Source organism: Pseudomonas sp. PGPR40 (assembly GCF_022014505.1).
Taxonomy (GTDB): domain Bacteria; phylum Pseudomonadota; class Gammaproteobacteria; order Pseudomonadales; family Pseudomonadaceae; genus Aquipseudomonas.
Genome location: NZ_JAKLSP010000040.1, coordinates 26,385 through 47,128, shown reverse-complemented (window position 1 = coordinate 47,128; position 20,744 = coordinate 26,385). Strand labels below are relative to the sequence as shown.

21 protein-coding genes are annotated in these 20,744 nt (G+C 58.1%); 7 read left to right on the top strand and 14 right to left on the bottom strand.

The features are described from left to right. Positions 1–582 precede the first annotated feature (582 nt). The 6 genes from msrQ to MEB48_RS26545 all read right to left on the bottom strand — a co-directional run bounded on the left by msrQ (position 583) and on the right by MEB48_RS26545 (position 6,566). The gene (gene msrQ, locus MEB48_RS26570) at positions 583–1,203 is read right to left on the bottom strand and encodes a protein-methionine-sulfoxide reductase heme-binding subunit MsrQ (RefSeq protein WP_237886748.1); all 621 of its coding nucleotides are present in this window, start codon (positions 1,201–1,203) and stop codon (positions 583–585) included. Further along, complete coding sequence (gene msrP, locus MEB48_RS26565) at positions 1,203–2,216, bottom strand: protein-methionine-sulfoxide reductase catalytic subunit MsrP (protein ID WP_237886747.1); 1,014 nt, start codon at positions 2,214–2,216, stop codon at positions 1,203–1,205. Before msrP ends, msrQ begins: the two co-directional genes overlap by 1 nt. 63 nt (positions 2,217–2,279) lie before the next feature. Beyond that, positions 2,280–3,137, bottom strand: coding sequence for a CDP-diacylglycerol--serine O-phosphatidyltransferase (gene pssA / locus MEB48_RS26560; protein ID WP_095055878.1), 858 nt, complete (start codon positions 3,135–3,137; stop codon positions 2,280–2,282). A 145-nt stretch (positions 3,138–3,282) separates the two neighbouring features. Continuing rightward, complete coding sequence (ilvC, locus tag MEB48_RS26555) at positions 3,283–4,299, bottom strand: ketol-acid reductoisomerase (RefSeq protein ID WP_007948647.1); 1,017 nt, start codon at positions 4,297–4,299, stop codon at positions 3,283–3,285. A 48-nt stretch (positions 4,300–4,347) separates the two neighbouring features. After that, on the bottom strand, positions 4,348–4,839 hold the full coding sequence (ilvN, locus tag MEB48_RS26550; protein ID WP_003176102.1) for an acetolactate synthase small subunit: 492 nt from the start codon (positions 4,837–4,839) through the stop codon (positions 4,348–4,350). 2 nt (positions 4,840–4,841) lie between these two features. Next, positions 4,842–6,566, bottom strand: a complete 1,725-nt coding sequence (locus MEB48_RS26545) for an acetolactate synthase 3 large subunit (protein WP_095055883.1) — start codon at positions 6,564–6,566, stop codon at positions 4,842–4,844. A gap of 400 nt (positions 6,567–6,966) precedes the next feature. On the opposite strand from MEB48_RS26545, the gene MEB48_RS26540 reads away from it, so the two are divergent. Next, positions 6,967–7,389, top strand: coding sequence for a DUF4124 domain-containing protein (locus MEB48_RS26540; RefSeq protein ID WP_237886746.1), 423 nt, complete (start codon positions 6,967–6,969; stop codon positions 7,387–7,389). Here the strand turns inward: MEB48_RS26540 and MEB48_RS26535 are convergent, their stop codons facing one another. From MEB48_RS26535 to mrcB, 3 genes are read right to left on the bottom strand one after another with little or no spacing between them, the layout of a single operon-like run. Beyond that, positions 7,390–7,725: a YqcC family protein gene (locus MEB48_RS26535; RefSeq protein WP_237886745.1), complete on the bottom strand. Its 336-nt coding sequence runs from the start codon at positions 7,723–7,725 to the stop codon at positions 7,390–7,392. Then, positions 7,725–8,459 (bottom strand): tetratricopeptide repeat protein, encoded by a 735-nt coding sequence (locus MEB48_RS26530; RefSeq protein WP_237886744.1) that lies wholly within the window; start codon positions 8,457–8,459, stop codon positions 7,725–7,727. Before MEB48_RS26530 ends, MEB48_RS26535 begins: the two co-directional genes overlap by 1 nt. 16 nt (positions 8,460–8,475) lie before the next feature. Beyond that, positions 8,476–10,797, bottom strand: coding sequence for a penicillin-binding protein 1B (gene mrcB / locus MEB48_RS26525; RefSeq protein ID WP_237886743.1), 2,322 nt, complete (start codon positions 10,795–10,797; stop codon positions 8,476–8,478). A gap of 118 nt (positions 10,798–10,915) precedes the next feature. Between mrcB and MEB48_RS26520 the strand changes: the two genes are divergently transcribed. From MEB48_RS26520 to MEB48_RS26510, 3 genes are all read left to right on the top strand, one after another. Next, positions 10,916–12,472, top strand: a complete 1,557-nt coding sequence (locus tag MEB48_RS26520; protein WP_237886742.1) for a bifunctional aminoglycoside phosphotransferase/ATP-binding protein — start codon at positions 10,916–10,918, stop codon at positions 12,470–12,472. 91 nt (positions 12,473–12,563) lie between these two features. Next, positions 12,564–12,908: a pentapeptide repeat-containing protein gene (locus tag MEB48_RS26515; protein WP_237886741.1), complete on the top strand. Its 345-nt coding sequence runs from the start codon at positions 12,564–12,566 to the stop codon at positions 12,906–12,908. A 231-nt stretch (positions 12,909–13,139) separates the two neighbouring features. Continuing rightward, complete coding sequence (locus MEB48_RS26510) at positions 13,140–13,412, top strand: TfoX/Sxy family protein (RefSeq protein WP_007902045.1); 273 nt, start codon at positions 13,140–13,142, stop codon at positions 13,410–13,412. Positions 13,413–13,680: 268 nt separating this feature from the next. Here the strand turns inward: MEB48_RS26510 and MEB48_RS26505 are convergent, their stop codons facing one another. The 3 genes from MEB48_RS26505 to MEB48_RS26495 are packed head-to-tail and all read right to left on the bottom strand — an operon-like array spanning position 13,681 to position 16,316. After that, positions 13,681–14,544: a ChaN family lipoprotein gene (locus MEB48_RS26505; protein ID WP_237886740.1), complete on the bottom strand. Its 864-nt coding sequence runs from the start codon at positions 14,542–14,544 to the stop codon at positions 13,681–13,683. A gap of 21 nt (positions 14,545–14,565) precedes the next feature. Beyond that, complete coding sequence (locus MEB48_RS26500) at positions 14,566–15,333, bottom strand: heme ABC transporter ATP-binding protein (RefSeq protein WP_237886739.1); 768 nt, start codon at positions 15,331–15,333, stop codon at positions 14,566–14,568. Further along, positions 15,333–16,316: a FecCD family ABC transporter permease gene (locus MEB48_RS26495; RefSeq protein WP_237886749.1), complete on the bottom strand. Its 984-nt coding sequence runs from the start codon at positions 16,314–16,316 to the stop codon at positions 15,333–15,335. Before MEB48_RS26495 ends, MEB48_RS26500 begins: the two co-directional genes overlap by 1 nt. 273 nt (positions 16,317–16,589) lie before the next feature. Between MEB48_RS26495 and MEB48_RS26490 the strand changes: the two genes are divergently transcribed. After that, complete coding sequence (locus MEB48_RS26490) at positions 16,590–16,907, top strand: Rieske (2Fe-2S) protein (RefSeq protein WP_237886738.1); 318 nt, start codon at positions 16,590–16,592, stop codon at positions 16,905–16,907. On the opposite strand, the gene sfsA is transcribed toward MEB48_RS26490, so the two are convergent. Together sfsA and MEB48_RS26480 are read right to left on the bottom strand one after the other, a co-directional pair. After that, the gene (gene sfsA / locus MEB48_RS26485; protein WP_237886737.1) at positions 16,904–17,617 is read right to left on the bottom strand and encodes a DNA/RNA nuclease SfsA; all 714 of its coding nucleotides are present in this window, start codon (positions 17,615–17,617) and stop codon (positions 16,904–16,906) included. The two genes, MEB48_RS26490 and sfsA, sit on opposite strands and share 4 nt — an antisense overlap. Further along, positions 17,617–18,789, bottom strand: coding sequence for a pyridoxal phosphate-dependent aminotransferase (locus MEB48_RS26480; protein ID WP_237886736.1), 1,173 nt, complete (start codon positions 18,787–18,789; stop codon positions 17,617–17,619). Before MEB48_RS26480 ends, sfsA begins: the two co-directional genes overlap by 1 nt. A 334-nt stretch (positions 18,790–19,123) precedes the next feature. On the opposite strand from MEB48_RS26480, the gene dksA reads away from it, so the two are divergent. Next, positions 19,124–19,567, top strand: coding sequence for an RNA polymerase-binding protein DksA (gene dksA / locus MEB48_RS26475; RefSeq protein WP_030130357.1), 444 nt, complete (start codon positions 19,124–19,126; stop codon positions 19,565–19,567). Positions 19,568–19,786: 219 nt separating this feature from the next. Beyond that, entirely contained in the window at positions 19,787–20,683 is an 897-nt protein-coding gene (gluQRS, locus tag MEB48_RS26470; protein WP_237886735.1) for a tRNA glutamyl-Q(34) synthetase GluQRS, read from the top strand. The last annotated feature ends 61 nt before the right edge of the window (positions 20,684–20,744 follow it).

Below are 20,744 nucleotides of genomic sequence, written 5' to 3'. Positions count from 1 at the left end.
AGCGTTCAATCTGAGCCATGATCAAACTCTTCAGTTCAAACATCTTTGGGTTTTTAAGAAACCCTAAACTTGGCTCAGCAATCATTGGTTACATCTTTGATTTCTCGCGGAGTAACTTGTGATGCTGATAATCTTGTTGACTATCAGTCTGACTCCACAAGCACCCACACGAATTGCTTGATTCAGTTGTTAAAGAGCGGTTGGTTAAGATCTTTCGTCTCAACCGAGGCGCGCATTCTACAGCAGCCTCTGTTGCTGTCAAGCGGTTATTTTCAGAAGTTTTCAAGGTTTTCCTTAACAACTTCAACCACTTGCGCTTCCGATCTCTCGTTAGCGGGAGGCGAATTCTACAGCGTTACTCGCTGCTGTCAACACCTCTTTTTCTCCGCTTTCGACCGAGAAGATCGAACCGTCAATAAGGCAATAACACACTGCCCTACCAACTCCTTCTGGCTTCAATGAACTGAAGCGTAACCGCTGCCGAAAACTGCATAACTCTTTGTTTACCAAGGAGTTTTCCGTTTCGACTGCGCCGGAAGTGGGGCGAATTATAGGCTTTCAGAATCTGCCGTCAACCTCTAATTACGCCTTTCTTGCAGAAGGTGCCTTTTTGGCTATTAAGCGTGGAATCCGGCGGGTTACAGGCGGCAATCTCAACACCAACAACAACGCACCTATAGAAGCATAGATCGCCCATTCCTTCAGATCGGCACGAACGATCCACAACATATGCAGCAATCCAAGCCCAAGAACCACATAGACCAACCGATGCAACTTCTTCCAGCGAGAACCCAAACGCCGCTGACTGTAGCGATTGGAGGTAACCGCCAATGCCAACAAACAGAGAAACCCCAGCGCCCCGACAATAATGTACGGCCGCTTGCGCAACTCGATACCCAGCTGCGACCAATCAAAGCCAAGGATAAACGCTGTGTAACCGCTCAAATGCAGAACCGCATAAGCGAAGCACCACAACCCCAACTGCCGTCGGACAGCTATCCACCCCGGCCAACCGGTGAGCTTTTGCAAAGGTGTCATGCTTAATGTAATCAGCAGCAGGACAAGTGTCCCCAGCCCTAGACGGTCAACCAATACCTTGCCCGGATCTGGCCCCAACACATCCCCCAAGGCCTGATACAACCAAAGCAGCGGCCAAATCGCTGCAGCGATGAAGACGCCAATACGCCAGAACGGATATCGCATCAGTAATTCTTCCGCAGATCGAGCCCTGTATATAGAGAAGCGACTTCATCCGAATAACCATTGAACATTTGCGTATCGCGCACATTGGGCTTGAACAGGCCGCTCGGCAAACGCCTTTCCCGTGCCTGGGTCCAACGCGGGTGATCGACTGTCGGGTTCACGTTCGCATAAAAGCCATACTCATCCGAGGCGATACTCTGCCAGGTAGTTTTCGGCTGCTCGCTGACCAGACTGATCCGCACAATGGATTTAATACTCTTGAAACCGTACTTCCAGGGCACCACCAGACGCAGCGGAGCACCGTTCTGATTCGGCAACTCACGCCCATACATGCCCACAGCAAGAATCGCCAACGGATTCATCGCCTCATCCAGACGCAGCCCTTCTACATAAGGCCAGTCGATCAGGGCAAAACCGGAACGCTGCCCGGGCATAGATTTGGGATCCTGCAAGGTTTCGAAGCGGATGAACTTGGCTTTGGATGTCGGCTCGACTTCCTTGAGCAAAGCCGAAACAGGAAAACCTATCCACGGAATAACCATCGACCAGGCTTCCACGCAGCGAAGACGATAGATGCGCTCCTCCAGTTGATAAGGCTTCATGAAGTCTTCCAGCGCATACTGCCCCGGCTTTCCCACCTCCCCGTCCACCACCACGCTCCACGGTTCGGTTTTCAGCGCTCCAGCGTTGGCCGCGGGATCACCTTTATCGGTACCGAACTCATAGAAGTTGTTGTAGTGGGTCGCATCCCTGAAAGGTGTGAGCGCCTCGTCCTTTACGTTGACCGCCCCCCATTTGGTAGAAGGAAGCTTTTCGGCAAACCAGGACGGCGCCTTGCCTGGCTCGACATCAGCATAACGCGCAACATCTTCGGCACTCGCCCAACGCGGCAGACCGCTCACAGCCAGACCAGCAACGGCGGCACTCAATACACTGCGACGAGAAAGGTAGAGGGATTCAGGCGTGACGTCCGACTCATGACAGTCAGACGCTTTGGGGATTTTGATCAGCATGACAACTCCGCAGCTTTGGAGGACAGATGCACCCATAGACTGCGGAGTATGAGGGAAATTACATCACTCGGCTTTTTTGTGCCGACGAAGGCGTAACAGGTACTGCACCGGCCCGGAAGCCGCATAGCCGAGGAAAACCAGCAGCAGAATGCGCGGCGGATCACTGAACACAACGGCGAATACCAATACCACTGCGAGGATCGCGACAAAAGGAACGCGCCCTTTCAAGTCCAGCTCCTTGAAGCTGTTGTACTTGATGTTACTGACCATCAGCATGCCAGCGGCAGCAACCATCAGTGCAACCAGAAACGACATCTTGGAACCCTGAATGCCGTAGTCGCTGAATGCCCAGACAATGCCCGCGACCACACCGGCGGCAGCCGGGCTGGCCAGACCGATGAAGTAACGTTTGTCTGCAGTGCCGACCTGAGTGTTGAAACGCGCCAGACGTAATGCTGCCCCCGCCACATAGATGAAGGCGACCATCCAGCCGACCTTGCCCATGTCACCCAGGGCCCAGCCGAATGCCAGCAATGCCGGCGCCACACCAAAGGCAACCATGTCCGACAGCGAGTCGTACTCGGCACCGAAAGCACTTTGGGTATTGGTCATACGGGCAACGCGACCGTCGAGGCCGTCGAGCACCATGGCAACGAAAATCGCGATCGCGGCAAACGCAAAATATTTGCTCGCGCCGATCGCATCACCGGCACTCAAGGCACTCTGGGCGCTCATCGAGTTGATGATGGAATAGAACCCTGCGAAGAGGTTCGCAGTGGTGAACAGATTCGGCAGAAGATAGATACCACGATGCCGGACTTTACGACCTTCAGCGTCATGCCCTTCTTCGATGTGTTCATCGATGGGCAGAAGGCTTTCGGCGTCAGAAGCCTGCTTTGGCTCTTCGGGACGTTCGCTCATGGACATTTACCTTGTAACGGGTGGAAAGTTTCGACAGGTGTCTGGGACGACGGTTCGGCCACAAACAATGCAGCTTTATACCAGAACCGGCGGATCCAAACGAAAAAACGCGGCCTAGGCCGCGTTTTCCGTACAAGCTCGGGACTTAGTTCTTGGCTTTGTCGACGATCTTGTTGGCACCGATCCACGGCATCATGGAGCGCAGTTGCTCACCGATGATTTCGATACCGTGAGCGGCGTTGTTACGACGCTTGGCGGTCATCGAAGGATAGCCGGTGGCGCCTTCGCTGATGAACATCTTGGCGTATTCGCCGTCCTGAATACGTTTCAGGGCGTTGCGCATGGCCTGACGGGATTCGGCGTTGATCACTTCTGGACCGGTCACGTACTCGCCGTATTCAGCGTTGTTGGAGATCGAGTAGTTCATGTTGGCGATACCGCCTTCGTACATGAGGTCAACGATCAGCTTCAGTTCGTGCAGGCATTCGAAGTAGGCCATTTCCGGCGCATAGCCAGCTTCAACCAGGGTTTCGAAACCGGCTTTTACCAGTTCAACGGTACCGCCGCACAGAACGGCTTGTTCGCCGAACAGGTCGGTTTCGGTCTCGTCCTTGAACGTGGTTTCGATGATGCCGGTACGACCGCCACCAACGCCGGCAGCGTAGGACAGTGCAACGTTCTTGGCGTTGCCCGAAGCATCCTGGTAGATAGCGATCAGGTCAGGGATACCGCCGCCTTTGACGAACTCGGAACGCACGGTGTGGCCCGGTGCTTTCGGCGCGATCATGATCACGTCGAGGTCAGCGCGTGGCACAACCTGGTTGTAGTGAATCGCGAAACCGTGGGAGAAGGCCAGGGTGGCGCCTTTCTTGATGTTCGGCTCGATTTCGTTCTTGTACAGGGCAGACTGGAACTCGTCCGGGGTCAGGATCATGACCAGGTCGGCAGCCGCTACGGCGGAAGCAACGTCAGTCACTTTCAGGCCATGGGCTTCAGCTTTGGCAACAGTAGCCGAACCTTTACGCAGACCAACAGTAACGTCAACGCCGGAGTCTTTCAGGTTGCACGCTTGAGCGTGGCCTTGGGAACCGTAACCGATGATGGCAACTTTCTTGCCCTGGATGATCGACAGGTCGCAGTCTTTTTCGTAATAAACTTTCATGAAATTCCCCTCTATATCCTGGCCGTTCAGGCCATTCGCTAATTTGGTTTAGATGCTCAGTACTTTGTCGCCGCGGGCAATCCCGGTGACGCCACTGCGTACGGTTTCCAGAATCGAGGCAGTCCCGATCGATTGAATGAAGCTGTCGAGCTTGTCGCTGGTACCGGTCAATTGAACGGTATACACGCTAGCGCTGACATCAACGATCTGCCCACGATAAATATCGGTGGTGCGCTTGATCTCGGCGCGCTGGGCGCCGGTAGCCTTGACCTTGACCAGCATCAGTTCGCGCTCGATGTGAGCACTCTCCGACAGGTCGACCAATTTGACCACTTCGATCAGTTTGTTCAGGTTCTTGGTGATCTGCTCGATGACTTCATCATGGCCGACCGTGGTCAGCGTCAGACGCGACAGAGTCGGGTCTTCAGTGGGTGCCACGGTCAGGCTTTCGATGTTGTAGTTGCGCTGCGAGAACAGGCCGACTACACGAGACAGAGCGCCCGGTTCGTTTTCCAGAAGCAAGGAAATAATGTGCCGCATGATTAAGTACGCTCCGTCTTGCTCAGCCACATATCGCGCATGGAGCCGTCTTTGATCTGCATCGGGTAGACGTGCTCGCTGGTGTCGACCGAAATATCGATAACCACCAGGCGATCTTTCATGGCGAACGCCTCTTCCATCTTCGACTTCAAATCTTTCGATTCGGTGATGCGCACGCCAACGTGACCATAGGCCTCGGCCAGCTTGACGAAGTCAGGGAGCGATTCCATGTAGGAGTGCGAGTGACGGCTGCCGTAACTCATGTCCTGCCACTGGCGAACCATACCCAGCACGCCATTGTTCAGGATGACGATTTTCACCGGCAAACCGTATTGCAGGCAGGTCGACAATTCCTGAATGTTCATCTGGATGCTGCCCTCGCCCGTTACGCAGGCGACGTCGTCATCCGGGAAGTTCAGCTTGATACCCATGGCTGCCGGGAACCCGAAGCCCATGGTGCCCAGACCACCGGAGTTGATCCAGCGGTTTGGCTTGTTGAACTTGTAGTACTGCGCCGCGAACATCTGATGCTGACCGACGTCCGAGGCTACAAAGGCATCGCCCTTGGTCACTTCGCACAGGGTTTCGATCACCGTCTGCGGCTTGATCACGCTGCCATCGCCCTTGTCGTAAGGGAACAGGCCGCGGTCACCGCGCCACTCATCGACTTGCTTCCACCAACTGGCAACGGACTCCTTGTTCGGGGTCTCGCCGATTTCCTTGAGGATCGCGACCATTTCGGTCAGGACACTCTCGACCGGACCAACGATAGGCACGTCTGCCTTGATGGTCTTGGAGATCGAAGCCGGATCGATGTCGATGTGAATGATCTTGGCGTTCGGACAGAACTTGGCCGGGCCGTTGATCACGCGATCATCGAAACGCGCGCCGACTGCAAGGATCACGTCGGCATGGTGCATCGCCAGGTTGGCGGTGTAACTGCCGTGCATACCGAGCATGCCGATGAACTGACGGTCGGTGCCAGGGTAGGCACCCAGGCCCATCAGGGTATTGGTCACTGGCAGGTTGAGCATCTTCGCCAACTCGGTCAGCGGCGCGGAGCCACCACCAAGAATCACGCCGCCGCCTGCATAAAGCACAGGACGCTTGGCCGCCAGGAGCATTTCAGCTGCCTTGCGGATTTGCCCGGAGTGACCGCGAACAGCCGGGCTGTAGGAACGCAGCTTGGCTTTTTTCGGGAAGATGTATTCGAACTTCTCGGCCGGGTTGGTCATGTCTTTCGGGATATCGACAACGACCGGACCAGGACGACCGGATTGCGCCAGGTAGAACGCTTTCTTCATGACTTCCGGGATTTCCGACGCATGCTTGATCATGAAGCTGTGTTTCACGATCGGCCGGGAAATACCGATCATGTCGGTTTCCTGGAAAGCGTCGGTACCTACCATGGTGCTCGGCACCTGGCCGGAAATGACCACCATCGGAATGGAGTCCATGTAGGCCGTGGCAATACCGGTGATGGCGTTGGTTGCGCCCGGACCGGAGGTCACCAGTACCACACCGGCTTTACCGGTGGCACGGGCATAGCCGTCGGCCATATGGGTCGCAGCCTGTTCGTGACGAACCAGGATGTGGGTCACTTCCGGTTCTTTGAACAGGGCATCATAGACATGAAGAAGAGCACCGCCCGGGTACCCGTAGATATATTTGACGCCTTCGTCACGCAAAAAGCGGACGAGCATCTCACCGCCAGATAAAAGCTCCACGTTGTTCACCTCTAAAACGCCAGAATACCGCCCACATACATGAGGACGGGTCTTAATAGGTTTACTTCTCGGCAGAGCATGAGCGACGGTGGTCGCCGACTACGTCAGCACTGACTGAGCAAGTATTGGGATCGTCCCAAGTGTTGCGGGCCTTTCCCACCCAGCGCGAGGTAACGCGTTGCGGGTGTAACAGGTCGGCGCGGATGTGCGCCTCATGATCTACCGAGTGGGTCTGCTTCTGGCAGTCCCTCTACAGCGGACTTTGGATTCTTCTGTTTCGCCCATCGCAAGTCAAGCCGTCAATGTGCTTTATTCGAACTAAGCGCATGAGAACGCAAGAAAAAACCTTTAAACCGCAACTGTGTTAGCTTCGATTGCGCACCCATGACAAGGAAATGGCATGCGAACGTTCTTCTTCACCGCCGGCTTGCTGATCAGCCTGAGCCCTTTGTGCATGGCGGGTCAGATCTATAAATGGGTCGATGCCCAGGGCGTCACTCATTTCGATGCGCAACCGCCCCCAGGCCAGGAGCCCACCCTCGTGGTGACGCCCGCCCCGCCCGTCGGCAAACCAGACACGCCAATGCGCAGCAACGTCATAGGCGATCAACGGGCCATCGACAACAAAGTGAGAAAGCAGGTCGCCGAGCAGCAAGCCCAGCTACAAGTATTTTGCGAACAGGCCCGAACGAACCTGGCCCAACTGCAGAATAATCCGCGACTACGGGAGGATGTCGACGGTGAGATGCGTCGCCTGACCGACCAACAACGTCAGGAGCGCATCACCGAAGCACAGAAACAGATTGCGAAAAACTGCCAGTAGTCAGCGGGAGGCGGTAATCAACAGATCGAACTCTTTGAGCAAGACCTGAAGCTGCCGATCCTTGCCCTGGACGTCGCGCGAGGCGAAGACCATTTCGGCCATTTCCTGAATCCCCGACGCGTTGGGCAATGGCAGATTTTGCTCCAGGATCGACTTCATTCTTGGCAGGAAGATCCATTGCAGCCATTGCTCGAATTCCAGTGTATCGACCGAAAACGGCTCGACACTGGAAAGCGCTTCAGCGGACGGCGAGACTTCGTCCCACCAACCCTGAACACGCAGTTCGCGCTCGATCAACAGCAATTGCTCGGCAATCTTCGGGAAGCGGGCATCCATCACAGCGAAACCTTGGCCTTCTGACGCGCCAACGCGGCACCGGCGGAATCACCCTGCTTCTCACGCGCCTGGGCGATCAAATTCCACAGGCTGGCCTGAAGGGCCGGACGACCATTGGCGAACGTCAAACCACGACGAGCGAATTGCTCGGCCTGGGCCGCATCGCCTTGGGCCATACGCACCTGAGCCAGGCGATAAAGCACTTGCGGCTCACGCGGCGCGACACGCTGGGCGCGCTCGAGACTGGAGGATGCGCCATTAAGATCGCCGCTGGCCTGTTGCTGCTGGGCAGTGGTCAACAACGCCAGGACCGGTCCGTCCAGTTGCTCATCGGCAGACAGACCACCGGAGTTCGCCGAAGGAATCCCGCTCGGCGTCGATGGCATGCTGTAGCTGCCCTGATTGATCGGTGCCGACTGGACCGGCGAGGTATCGATCGGTCCCGGAGTGATCGGGCCTGGGGTAATCGGCGAAGTGCTGATCGGGGCCGAGGAAACCGCGCCACCACCCGGCACCATCACAACAACACCAGTGTCACCTTGTGGAATCGCCTGAGTCTGGGCTTGTGCAGGACGTTTTACTGTCGTCTGACGGTAACCGCCATTCGCCGAAATCCGCTCGCTGTTGGAGACGGCGGTACCGGAATCCACAACCGGGATCGAACCACGTTGTACGGTGGAGCAGCCGCTGAGCAAAGCCACGGCGGTCACTGCTGGAATCAACCACTTGTTCACTTGAAACCCTCTTTGCTTAATTCATCCAGCCCTTGACCCAATCCATCACCGATTCGGCGGAAGGGCTTTCGCCACCGCAAGGAGCACCGGGAGGCGGTTCGCTGCCGCGAATATACGGCATCTGCACCGCGCCTGGGCAGCTGCCTTCAGAACCTTGCCCGGTGCGCGAATCGACCCAGGCCTGAACAATGTTGTCCGGCTGCGGCATGTCCAGCGGCAGCGGATCGGCCTTGCGCATGAAACTGGTCCAGACCTGCAACGCACCGGTAGCACCAGTGAACGGCGTCTTGCCGTTATCATCGCGCCCCAACCAGACCACAGCCAGCAGATCCTGACTGAAACCGGCGAACCAGCTGTCGCGCGAATCGTTACTGGTACCGGTCTTGCCGGCCAGGGCCAGGGTTTTGGGCAGCACGTTGTAAACCGAACTGCCGGTGCCCTCGCGCATGACCCGCTGCATGGCGCTCTGGATCAGGTAAATGGACGCCGGATCGAATTGCTGCTGAATCTGAAACGGATAACGCTTGAGTGGTTCGCCTTCGGCAGTCAATACACTGCGAATCCCGCGCATCGGCGTATTGAACCCACCGTTGGCCAGCGTCTGGTACATGGTCGCCACTTCGATCGGGGTCAGACCGCCGGCACCGAGCAACATCGACGGGAACGCCGGGAACTCGCGGCTTACCCCCAGACGCGCCAAGGTCTTCAAGACATTCGGTACACCCACCGCTAGCCCGAGACGCGCAGTCGACAGGTTGTAGGAATGCGCCAGGCCCTGATAAAGGAATACCGTACCGTGGGAACGGCGATCATAGTTCTGCGGTTTCCAGACCTGACCGTCTGCACCTTTGACCGAGAAGTAGTCGTCCGACAGCCAACTCGTCAGCGTGTACTGGCTCGGCTTCTCAAGGGCCGTCAGATAAACCGCCGGTTTGATCAACGAACCAATCGGTCGTACCGCGTCCAGCGCACGGTTGAAGCCGGCAAAACCCGCCTGACGGCTGCCAATCATCGCCTGGACTTCGCCGGTTTCCGGGTTGGTCACGACCATGGCCGCCTCAACCTCATCAGAACCCTTGCGTCCGGCCAGACGCTTGAACGTGTCGTTGACCGAGGCTTCGGCTTTCATCTGCAGAATCGGATCGAAACTGGTGAAAATCCGTAGCCCCTCTTCGGTCAAATCTTCGTCGCGATAGTCTTCGCGCAACTGACGTTTAACCAGATCAAGGAAACCCGGGAACGAGCTGTCGGCCAACTTGCCGCGAGTGGTCACACCCAGTGGCATTTTCTTCGCCGCCTCAATCTGCTCGGCGGTGGCAACACCTTGTTCCTTCAGAACATCGAGCACCAGATTACGCCGCTCCAGCGCCCGCTCAGGGTTGCGACGCGGGTTGTAATAGGACGGTCCCTTGACCATACCCACCAACATAGCGACTTGATGCAGTTTCAGCTCGGACAGCGGCTGCCCGAAGAAGAACTGGCTGGCCAGGCCAAAACCGTGCACCGCGCGCTGGCCATCCTGGCCGACGAACACTTCATTGAGGTAAGCCTCAAGAATTTCGCGCTTGTCGTAATGCAGCTCAAGCAACATCGCCATCATGGCTTCGGTGAGCTTACGGGTCAGGCTGCGTTCGCTGGTGAGGTAGAAATTCTTGACCAACTGTTGCGTCAGCGTACTGCCGCCCTGGGTCATCTTGCCGCCCGAGGTGTTGACGTAAACGGCTCGGACAATCGACTTCGGCGACACGCCCCAGTGGCTGTAGAAATCCCGGTCTTCTACGGCAATCAGGGTTTCGAGCAGATAAGGCGGAACCTGATCGATCTTGATCAGGATGCGGTCTTCAAGATTTTTCGGGTAAATCCCGCCAATCAGCAGCGGCTCCAGTCGCACCACAGAAAGCTTCGAACCGTTGGTCGCCGAGAGCTCGGCCACGTAATCGCCGGAAAAGCGCACACGCACAGGTTGAGCCGTCTCCATGCCTTCATAGAACTGGAAGCCTCGGGTATTCAACTCGATAGTATTGCCACTGACCGCCGCCGCGCCGGGGCCATTGCTGACCGCTTCGCGTCGATAGCCCAAGGCATCGAGTTCGGTGAGGAAGTCTTCCTTGCTCAGCTTCTGGCCAGTGAACAGCTCGAGCGGGCGTGCATATACCTTGGCCGGGATGGTCCAGCGCTTGCCGGAGAACTTCTCCTGGACCACAGCGTCGAGGTAAACCGCGAACCCGGCAAGCACCACAAGGCCGACCAGGCTGAGTTTAAGGGCCCAGCCCAGCCAGGGGCGCATGCCTCTGGAAGGTGGTTTTTTGGGGGTACGGGGGGATCGAGTTCGAGTCATGGCGGCGGATTATACGCACTTTATTCATCCTCAACAGGAGCCCGCTGAGGTTTGCGTCAGGCGGACTTGCGGCCATAATGACGGCCTTGAATTTTCCCCAGACTCTGAAGGATCGCCTGTGAGCCAGTCCCTGATCGCTGCCCTGCAAAACCCGGCCCTCTACCCGCATCCCGTAGAAGGGTTTCAGGTCATCGAGACCCATATCTCCTGGGTGCTGCTCACCGGCCCCTACGCCTATAAAGTGAAGAAGCCAGTGAATTTCGGCTTCCTCGACTTCACCAGCCTCGACGCTCGCGAACATTTCTGCGCTGAAGAGCTGCGCCTGAACCAGCGCCTGACCCATGATTTGTATCTTGAAGTGTTGCCAGTCACCGGCAGCGCCGAAGCCCCGCAACTGGGCGGCGACGGCCCGGCCATCGAATATGTGCTGAAAATGCGCCAGTTCCCGCAGAACGGTCTGCTCAGCACCCTGCAAGCCAATGGCGAATTGACCACCACACACATCGACGAGATGGCCGCGCAGATCGCTCAATTCCACCTCAGTGCACCGGAAGTGCCTGCCGAACACGAAGCCGGCACGCCAGACAGCGTCATGGCGCCGGTACGTCAGAACTTCGAACAAATCCGTCCGTTCCTCAGCGACAAGGCCGATCTGCTGCAACTCGAGGCGCTGCAAGCCTGGGCCGAAAGCAGTTTCGAGCGCCTCAAGCCGCTGTTTGCCCAGCGCAAGGCCGACGGCTTCATTCGTGAATGCCACGGTGATATTCACTTGGGCAACGCCACCGTGATCGACGGCAACGTGGTGATTTTCGACTGCATCGAATTCAACGAACCATTCCGCTTCACCGACGTTTACGCCGACACCGGCTTCCTGGCGATGGACCTGGAAGACCGTGGCCTGAAGAGCCTGGCGCGCCGTTTCATCAGCCAATACCTGGAGCTGACCGGCGACTATCAGGGCCTGGAGCTGCTGAACTTCTATAAAGCCTACCGCGCACTGGTTCGCGCCAAGGTCAGCCTGTTCAGCATGCCGGCCGAGGCCGATCCGGTGCAGCGCGCCACTACGCTGCGCCAGTACCGCAACTACGCCAACCTGGCGGAAAGCTATAGCACCATTCCTTCGCGCTTCCTGGCGATTACCCACGGTGTTTCCGCCGTCGGCAAGAGCCACGTGGCCATGCGCCTGGTGGAAGCTTTGGGCGCCATCCGCTTGCGTTCCGATGTCGAGCGCAAGCGTATGTTCGGCGAGCAAACCGTACCGAACGATCCGCAGGCCGGCATCTATAGCGCCGACGCCAGCGCTGCCACCTACAGCCGTCTGCATGAAATCGCCGGTGTGATACTGCATGCCGGTTTCCCGGTGGTGATCGATGCCACGTACCTCAAGCGCAACCAACGGGACAGCGCGGCAAAAATCGCCGAAGCCACCGGTGCGCCGTTCCTGATCCTCGACTGCGACGCACCGCAAGCGGTGATCGAGAGCTGGTTGAAGCAACGTCAGGCAGAGAATAACGACCCGTCCGACGCCAATCTGGCCGTTATCGCCGCCCAGCAAGCCAGCCGCGAGGCCCTGACGCCAGCAGAAATTCTCTGCAGCAAACGCGTCCAGACCAATGAAAGTGGCACCCTTGATACCGTCGTTGCGCAGATTCGCCAACGTCTGCCTGGCCTGTAAGAAACTATTTCAACCGTGAAGCCTTCACCGGCTTCACGGCTGTCAAATAGTGGCACTATACTGGCGTCATAAAACCATCAGGTGATGCGACATGAGCCAGCCGAAACTTCTCGACACCCCGCTTTATGCCTTGCTGCACAAAGACGACATCACAGGCTTTAACAATGAACGCCCATCGGGCGGTCCTATCGACATGGTCGGTGGCGACTTCCGTGGTCTCGATCTGCGTGAGCTGAACGCCGACGGCGTCGACTTCACCGATGCCTATTTCCGCTCTGCCGACTTGCGCGGCATCGACTTTCGCAACGCTTCCCTGGAAGGTGCAAGCCTGGCCCACGCGCAGATCTCCGGCGCCTATTTCCCGCCAGAGCTGAGTGCCGATGAGATTCTGATGTCGATGAATTTCGGTACACGCCTGCGTTATCGCACTCGCTAAAAGCGACGTCCCATCCAGGTCCGGCGCCCCTGCTTTGCGCTGGACTCTGTACTTTTTTTGCCTGAAAGATTCGATTCTCTAAACGTCTCGCCGCTTTTTCACGCGGCTTCTTGCGCCCGCCTCTTAGACGCTTTTGCGTCGAACCCGACCAAACAATCACGCTTTTCCTACTGATGGCTACACTCCTGAGAGGCTCGCCCACGCACCGTTCGGCTGTCGCAAGGAGGCTTGATGAATGATGAACTGCAACACCTGAAAAATCTTGGCAAGACGTCGGCGCAATGGCTGCATGCCGTGGGCATCCACAGTGCATCAGACTTGCGTCGGCTGGGAGCTGTGGATGCTTATCGGGCCGTGCGCACGCGCGGTTTTCGGGCTTCCAAGGTGTTGTTGTATGCGATTGAAGGCGCACTGATGGATGTTCACTGGAACGACATTCCCGCCGAGCGCAAGGAAGCCTTGAACAAACAACTGGACGCTATCTCGTCACGCCACAAGATTTGAACGGGTAATTACACCTACGCACACACAGCCTGAAGACCAATGATTGCGGGGCCTTCACCAAGGGAAATGGTGAGATCCACAGAAACTAAAAATCAGCGGTTGACTTGGTAATGAGAATCGCTATGATTATCGCAACTGGTCGCGAGACTGGTCGATATTCTGAAAAGCCCTTGGTTCGGACTCTCGGATTATCTCCTCATCAGGCTAATCACGGTTATTTGACCCGGCTCTTGCCGGGTCTTTTTTTGCCTGTGGAAAACTCGCCAGGTTACTGACCTGATGGTTTGCCGATCTGCTTGCGCATTTGTGCGCAGTAATCCTGTGGCGGCGTGGCAGGCGTATACCAGACGTAATCGGCCATGGCCGGTGCAACTTCAGCGCCCTGCTCTGCCAACATCAATACCGTTGGCACCTCGTGCTCACCGAAGTCCTGCACATGAATCGGCACCCCGACATCCTTGCGCGCGTGGTACGCGCCAGCCAACAACAGTGAAGGCGTCGGTGCGACCAGTAACCGCTCGGCCATCCGCCGATCACGTTGTTGCTGGACGGCCAGCATCGCAGGCATTTGTGAGGTGGGCAGCAAGCCGCAGTGAGAATCGCTGATTTGTGCCAGCAATGCCTCCTTGACCATCGGGGCGCTGGAACGTGAACCGTTCAATATCGGCGGTTTGACATAAACAGTACGGACTTCAAGCGTGTCCAGATTGGCCGCCAGCAACGGATAAGGCTGGGTCAGGGCAAAACCAACGATCGGCCCGTACAGGTTCCAGTCCCAACCCGGCTGCCAGGCCAATGCATTGGGCAAGTCCGTCGGTAGCGATGAAGACTGCCGAACTTGATCGACGCGCACTTGTTGATCCGGCGTAAGCATTTCCAACAGCAAACTGCCTTGGGGCCGCTGCTCACTTAATGTCTGCAACAACCACAATTGCAGTTGATGGTGATCACGATTGTCATGCTGCTCGCCGACGATCAACCGCGAAGGTTTGGCTAACCGCGCAAGCAGCTCCTGCGCTGTCAGGGTTTGACCGCTGCGTAGGTCCCGGATCTCGCCGCTGACCGGTGGCGGCACCGGCACATGCTGGCAGGCACTCAGTAACAGCACAGCCAGTATCACCATCACACGCATGTTCTCACCTCGATGAAATGCTCAGCGGGCGATGATCAGCGGATGCCCGCGCTCCGGGTGCGGCTGCACCAGTACTTCCAGGCCGAATACCGCCTTGAGCGGTTCCGGGCGCAGCACCTGCTCCGGCGTATCCAGCGCCACGGGGCGCCCACCTTCGAGCAGCAACAGACGATCACAATAACGTGCCGCCAGATTCAGATCATGCAGGATTACCAGCACCGCAGCGCCACGATCAGCGAACTCACGCACCGCTTGCAGAGTAGTGTGTTGATGCAGCGGGTCGAGCATCGAGGTCGGTTCATCGAGCAACAACGTTTGTCCCGCCTGCCCCGGCCACAGCTGCGCCAGTACTCGCGCCAGATGCACCCGCTGACGCTCGCCGCCGGACAATGCCAGATAGCTGCGCCCACTCAGGTGCCGCGCATCAGCCGCGTGCAGCGCGGCGGCGACGATCTCATCATCCCGGACCCGACCGCTTTGATAAGGCAGACGCCCCATGCCGACCACTTCTTCGACGCGAAAGGCAAAGTCCAGGGTCGACACCTGCGGCAACACCGCCAAACGCTGGGCTCGCTGCGCCCCGGGCCAGTGACTCAACTCACGCTCATCGAGCCAGACACTGCCGTGGTCCGCCTGCAATTCGCCGCACAAGGCGCCGAGCAATGTGCTTTTGCCGGCACCGTTGGGGCCCAGCACGCCGAGGACTTCACCTGGTTTGAGTTCAAGGGTGATGTCTGTGAGAACAATCTTTCGACCGCGGCGGATTTGCAGGTTCTGCGTTCGCAACATCAGGCACGCCCTCTGAGCAGTAAATACAGAAAGAACGGTGCGCCGAGGAACGCAGTGACGATCCCGATCGGCAACTCGGCAGGCGCCAGAGCCAGTCTCGCCACCAGATCGGCGAACAATAAGAGACTGGCTCCCGCCAATACCGACGCCGGCAACAGCACCCGATGATCGGGGCCGGCCAGCAGCCGCACCAGGTGCGGCACCACCAGGCCGACAAACCCGATCATCCCCGCCGCCGCAACCGCCGCGCCGACGCCCAGCGCCGTGCAGAACACCAGTTCGCGCTTGAGGCCTTCGACGTCTATGCCCAGATGGCCGGCCTCCGACTCCCCCAACAACAATGCATTCAAGGCCTTGGCTCGACGCGGCAACCACAGCGCCACACCGGTGCTCACCAGCAGCAACGGCCAGAGTCGCGAATAACTGGCGCCGTTAAGGCTGCCAAGGTTCCAGAACGTCAGGGTGCGCAGGGTCTCGTCATCCGCCAGATAGGTGAATAGCCCAACCGTCGAACCGGCCAGGGCTGTCAATGCAATACCGGCCAGCAGCATGGTGGCGACGTTGGTCTGGCCATTGCGCCGCCCCAGTCGATAGACCAGCGCCGTTACACTCAGCCCGCCAAGAAACGCGCACACCGACAACAGATAAGGCCCGAAGGATTCAGGCAGACCGCCGAACACCGAACCGCTGACGATTGCAATAGCAGCGCCCAATGCCGCACCGCTGGACACGCCCACCAGGCCCGGATCGGCCAGAGGGTTGCGAAACAAGCCCTGCATCGCCACGCCGGACAGCGCCAGCACACCGCCCACTGCCAAGCCCAGCAAGGTTCGCGGCAAGCGAATCTGCCCGAGGATCAGCTCGGCCTGCTCCAACCCGTCGGACGCGATGGGTAAACCGATCAGCCGCAACGCCGCGCGCAAGGTATCGAACAACGGCAAACTCACCGGCCCCAGCGCCAGCGATAACCAGATCGCCAGCAAACACAGCACGCTCAGGCCAATGAACAACGCACGGGGTTTAACGAGGATCATTGGCCGGTCGTACCAGGATAGAACCCACAGAACACAGCAACGCGGGTACTCAGGCGCATAAACAGCTTCCTTTAAGGTTTTCCCGGGCATCGAGAGGGCAGGCCAAGTATCCTCGGCATCCGGCGATTGCCCAGGGGGGCAAACGGGTATTTGATAATTGCTTGCATTTGAACGTCAAGCGCGGGCCTATCTGGTCACGAGCTGCGGGAGTTGAGAATAGACATGAAGCTTCTTTGCACAGGCGCCGAATTGGCTGACGCCAGCAGTCGCGGTTTCGACGTCGATGGTCAGAAGCTTCTGGCCGTGCGCCGGGAAGGCCGGGTGTATGTGTATGAAAATCGCTGCCCGCATCGGGGTGTCGCACTGGAATGGAAACCCGACCAGTTTCTCGACCCCAGCAACAGCTTGATCCAATGCGCCACCCACGGCGCACTGTTTCTGATCGAAGACGGCGAATGCGTCGCAGGCCCATGCGCCGGGCAATCCCTGACCACTATCCCCTGCCGCGAAGATGAGCAAGGGATCTGGATCTCTCTCTAACCGTTTAACAGCACCTCCAGCCGCCGATCGACCACCATCTCTTCGTGGGTCAAGTGCACGCCATAGGCCAGTACTTCGACCCCACACGCCACCGCTTCGCGTAACGCCGCCGCGTAGGCCGAATCGATTTCTTCAGCAGGACGCACGGAGTCGATGCCGGTCAGGTTCACGCAATACAACTGCACTGCACGAATGCCGTCCCGAGCCAAATGCGCCAACTCGCGCAAATGCTTGGCCCCGCGCTGGGTCACCGCATCGGGAAATGCCGCCACCAACGAGCCATCGAAGCCCAGAGTGACGCTTTTCACTTCCACATACGCTGGCCCGCTCGGGTAATCGAGACGGAAATCGATGCGGCTGCTTTCCTGACCGTAGGCCACTTCGCGCCTCAGTTCGGTAAAGCCGTTCAACTCAGTGATGACATTGGCCCGCAACGCCTCCTCGATCAAACCGTTGGCGCGCCCGGTGTTTACACAGAACAGCCGCCCCTGAGGGGTTTCACCGACTTCCCAAGTGCCGGGCAACTTGCGTTTGGGGTCATTGGAACGGCTGAACCAGACTTGGCCGCCTTCGACCTGGCAATTAAGCATCGAACCGGTGTTAGGACAGTGAATGGTCAGTAACTCGCCACCAACGGTTTCGATATCAGCGAGAAAACGTTTGTAGCGACGAATCAAGCGACCTTCTTCGAGGGGAGGATGAAAACGCATCAGCCTTGCCAGCTCCGCAAACCACGGCCGATGCGCTCAACCGCTTCCTGCAAACGTGGAAGACTTTGGGTGTAGGCAAAGCGCACATGATGCCCGGCCTGATAACGTCCAAAGTCCAGGCCCGGCGTGAACGCAACGTGCTCGGTTTCGAGGAAATGTCGGCAAAACGCGAAGGCATCACCGCCAAACTTGCTGATATCGGCGTACAAATAGAACGCGCCTTCCGGTTCCACGGCGATACCGAAGCCCAATTCCCGCAGGGCTGGCAGCAGGAAGTCACGACGTCGGCCGAACTCGGCGCGGCGCTCCTCGAAAATTTGGATGGTGGCGGGTTCGAAGCAAGCCAAAGCGGCGTGCTGGGCCATGCTCGGTGCGCTGATGTAGAGGTTCTGGGCGAGTTTCTCCAGCTCACCGACCGCCGCTTCTGGCGCTACCAGCCAACCAAGGCGCCAGCCGGTCATGCCGAAATACTTGGAAAAACTATTGAGGACGAAGGCACTGTCATCGACTTGCAGCACGCTGGCCGCTTCCGTGCCGTAAGTCAGGCCATGATAGATCTCGTCGACCACCAAATGGCCGTGACGGGCCTTGATCGCGGCAGAGAGCCCGGCCAATTCGTCGAGGGTCAGGATGGTCCCGGTCGGGTTGGCCGGCGATGCCACCAGGGCGCCGACGCTGTCGTGATCCCAGTGACGCGCGACCAGGTCCGGGGTCAGTTGATAACGCACATCCGGACCTACAGGAACAAGCTGCGCCGCGCCTTCCACCAGCCGCAGGAAGTGCCGGTTGCACGGGTAACCCGGGTCTGCCAGCAGCCAGTGTTTGCCTGGGTCTACCAGCAAGGCACTGGCCAACAACAATGCACCTGAACCGCCCGGCGTGATAAGGATGCGTTGCGGATCAATATTCAGCCCGTAACGCTGCTGATAAAACCCTGAAATCGCTTCTCGCAGCTCGGGAATGCCGCGAGCGGCGGTGTAACGGGTCTTCCCCGCCGTCAGCGCGGCTTGGCCGGCCTGGATGATCGGCTCGGCGGTGGTGAAGTCCGGCTCGCCGATTTCCAGGTGAATCACGTCGTGGCCGGCCGCTTGCAGCTCGTTGGCCCGCGCCAGCAGGGCCATGACGTGAAACGGTTCGATAGCGCGACTGCGCGCACTGTAGGACAGAGCCATTAGCCTTCCTTACAACGGGGAAAAGAATCGATTCTACCCAAGCGCAGGAACGAGCGAGAACCTAAAGCGGTCAGAGCCCCTATAACGCTGGTCTCAAACGATTCAAGCGTATGCTCCAGGTTTGACTAAAATCAATAATTGATCAGGTCTCCAGAGCCGCCAGGCAAGGCTTTGCAATCTTTTGCAAGCGCCATGGGCCGCGGGCTCGACATCCGGGAGTAGCGCGGTCCGATTTGATCTGGTAAGTTCGCCCGCTTGCAGCCGCAGGGCCGGCAGGTGTCGGTGATGGAGCAATCCTGCGCAATGGATTACAAGAGTAGAGGCGGTCCATTTCATGCCCACCCAAGCAAAGCAACAGCAGAACCAGTCGATCAGCGGCTTCGAACCCTACAAAGAAGTGAAGGGCGAAGAGTACATGGGCAAGCCCATGCGCGCTCACTTCACCAAGATCCTGAACAAGTGGAAACAGGACTTGATGCAGGAAGTCGACCGTACTGTTGATCACATGAAAGACGAAGCGGCCAACTTCCCCGACCCGGCAGACCGTGCCAGTCAGGAAGAAGAATTCAGCCTCGAATTGCGCGCCCGCGACCGCGAGCGCAAGCTGATCAAGAAAATCGACAAAACCCTGCAATTGATCGAAGACGAAGAATACGGCTGGTGCGAGTCCTGTGGCGTCGAAATCGGCGTCAAGCGACTGGAAGCCCGTCCTACCGCCGACATGTGCGTTGACTGCAAGACCCTGGCGGAAATCAAGGAAAAGCAAGTCGGCAAGTGATTTTGGCGGCTTGAACGAGGAACGGAGCGTGCGAACGCTCCGTTTTTTGTTTCTGACATTTGCTGATTTGTTGCGTATTTAAGATCGCCTTCGTCGGATCGCCGCCCGGAGCAAGCTTCGCTCCTACAAAGGCAGCGCACCCCCCTGTAGGAGCTGAGCTTGCTCGCGAAGGCGGCTTCAAGCCATGCTCAAACGATTGAACACCCTGATATCGCCCTTATGACCGCCATCGCCTCCCCCGCCTACATCGGACGCTTCGCCCCTACGCCCAGTGGCCACTTGCACTTCGGTTCGCTGGTCGCAGCACTGGCTTCCTACCTCGACGCCCGCTCGGTCGGCGGCCGTTGGCTGGTGCGCATGGAAGATCTCGATCCGCCACGGGAAGAGCCCGGCGCTCAGGCAGCGATTCTCAAAGCCCTGGAAAGTTATGGTTTCGAATGGGATGGCGACATGGTCCGACAGAGCGAGCGGCATGCGGCCTATGACGAAGTCATCAATCGCCTGTTCGATCATGGCCTGGCCTACGCTTGCACCTGCTCGCGCAAGCAATTGGAGCCGTATCACGGCATCTATCCCGGGTTCTGCCGCAACGCGGGCCACGGCACCGAGAACGCCGCGATCCGCCTGCGCGTACCGGAGCTGGAATACCACTTCATCGACCGGGTGCAGGGCGAATTCCGCCAACATCTGGGCCGGGAAGTCGGTGATTTCGTGATTCGCCGCCGCGACGGGCTCTACGCCTATCAATTGGCGGTGGTGCTGGACGACGCCTGGCAAGGCATCACCGATATCGTGCGCGGCGCTGATCTGCTGGATTCCACGCCGCGCCAGCTCTATCTGCAAGAACTGCTGGGCCTGCCGCAACCACGCTATCTGCACATCCCGCTGATTACTCAGCCGGACGGCCACAAACTCGGCAAATCCTATCGCTCGCCACCGCTGACCGAAGATCAGGCCACGCCGCTGTTGCTGCGCGCATTGCGGGCACTGGGGCACAAGCCTGTGACCGAACTGAATGACGCCACGCCACGGGAAGTGCTGAACTGGGGGATTGCCCACTGGGATGCATCGCTGATCCCGCGCACACTGACGTTGCCCGAAGCGCAACTGCAGTGATGCCACTTGCAGTGGCGCGCCCATCCGTTACCATCGCCGCACGTTTTCGGGCACGCGCATA

Excerpts from the sequence above, each read along its gene's own strand:
- msrQ (WP_237886748.1), bottom strand. The coding sequence starts at position 1,203 with ATGCGATATCCGTTCTGGCGTATTGGCGTCTTCATCGCTGCAGCGATT.
- msrP (WP_237886747.1), bottom strand. The coding sequence starts at position 2,216 with ATGCTGATCAAAATCCCCAAAGCGTCTGACTGTCATGAGTCGGACGTC.
- pssA (WP_095055878.1), bottom strand. The coding sequence starts at position 3,137 with ATGAGCGAACGTCCCGAAGAGCCAAAGCAGGCTTCTGACGCCGAAAGC.
- ilvC (WP_007948647.1), bottom strand. The coding sequence starts at position 4,299 with ATGAAAGTTTATTACGAAAAAGACTGCGACCTGTCGATCATCCAGGGC.
- ilvN (WP_003176102.1), bottom strand. The coding sequence starts at position 4,839 with ATGCGGCACATTATTTCCTTGCTTCTGGAAAACGAACCGGGCGCTCTG.
- MEB48_RS26540 (WP_237886746.1), top strand. The coding sequence starts at position 6,967 with ATGCGAACGTTCTTCTTCACCGCCGGCTTGCTGATCAGCCTGAGCCCT.
- MEB48_RS26535 (WP_237886745.1), bottom strand. The coding sequence starts at position 7,725 with ATGGATGCCCGCTTCCCGAAGATTGCCGAGCAATTGCTGTTGATCGAG.
- mrcB (WP_237886743.1), bottom strand. The coding sequence starts at position 10,797 with ATGACTCGAACTCGATCCCCCCGTACCCCCAAAAAACCACCTTCCAGA.
- MEB48_RS26515 (WP_237886741.1), top strand. The coding sequence starts at position 12,564 with ATGAGCCAGCCGAAACTTCTCGACACCCCGCTTTATGCCTTGCTGCAC.
- MEB48_RS26510 (WP_007902045.1), top strand. The coding sequence starts at position 13,140 with ATGAATGATGAACTGCAACACCTGAAAAATCTTGGCAAGACGTCGGCG.
- MEB48_RS26505 (WP_237886740.1), bottom strand. The coding sequence starts at position 14,544 with ATGCGTGTGATGGTGATACTGGCTGTGCTGTTACTGAGTGCCTGCCAG.
- MEB48_RS26500 (WP_237886739.1), bottom strand. The coding sequence starts at position 15,333 with ATGTTGCGAACGCAGAACCTGCAAATCCGCCGCGGTCGAAAGATTGTT.
- MEB48_RS26490 (WP_237886738.1), top strand. The coding sequence starts at position 16,590 with ATGAAGCTTCTTTGCACAGGCGCCGAATTGGCTGACGCCAGCAGTCGC.
- sfsA (WP_237886737.1), bottom strand. The coding sequence starts at position 17,617 with ATGCGTTTTCATCCTCCCCTCGAAGAAGGTCGCTTGATTCGTCGCTAC.
- MEB48_RS26480 (WP_237886736.1), bottom strand. The coding sequence starts at position 18,789 with ATGGCTCTGTCCTACAGTGCGCGCAGTCGCGCTATCGAACCGTTTCAC.
- dksA (WP_030130357.1), top strand. The coding sequence starts at position 19,124 with ATGCCCACCCAAGCAAAGCAACAGCAGAACCAGTCGATCAGCGGCTTC.
- gluQRS (WP_237886735.1), top strand. The coding sequence starts at position 19,787 with ATGACCGCCATCGCCTCCCCCGCCTACATCGGACGCTTCGCCCCTACG.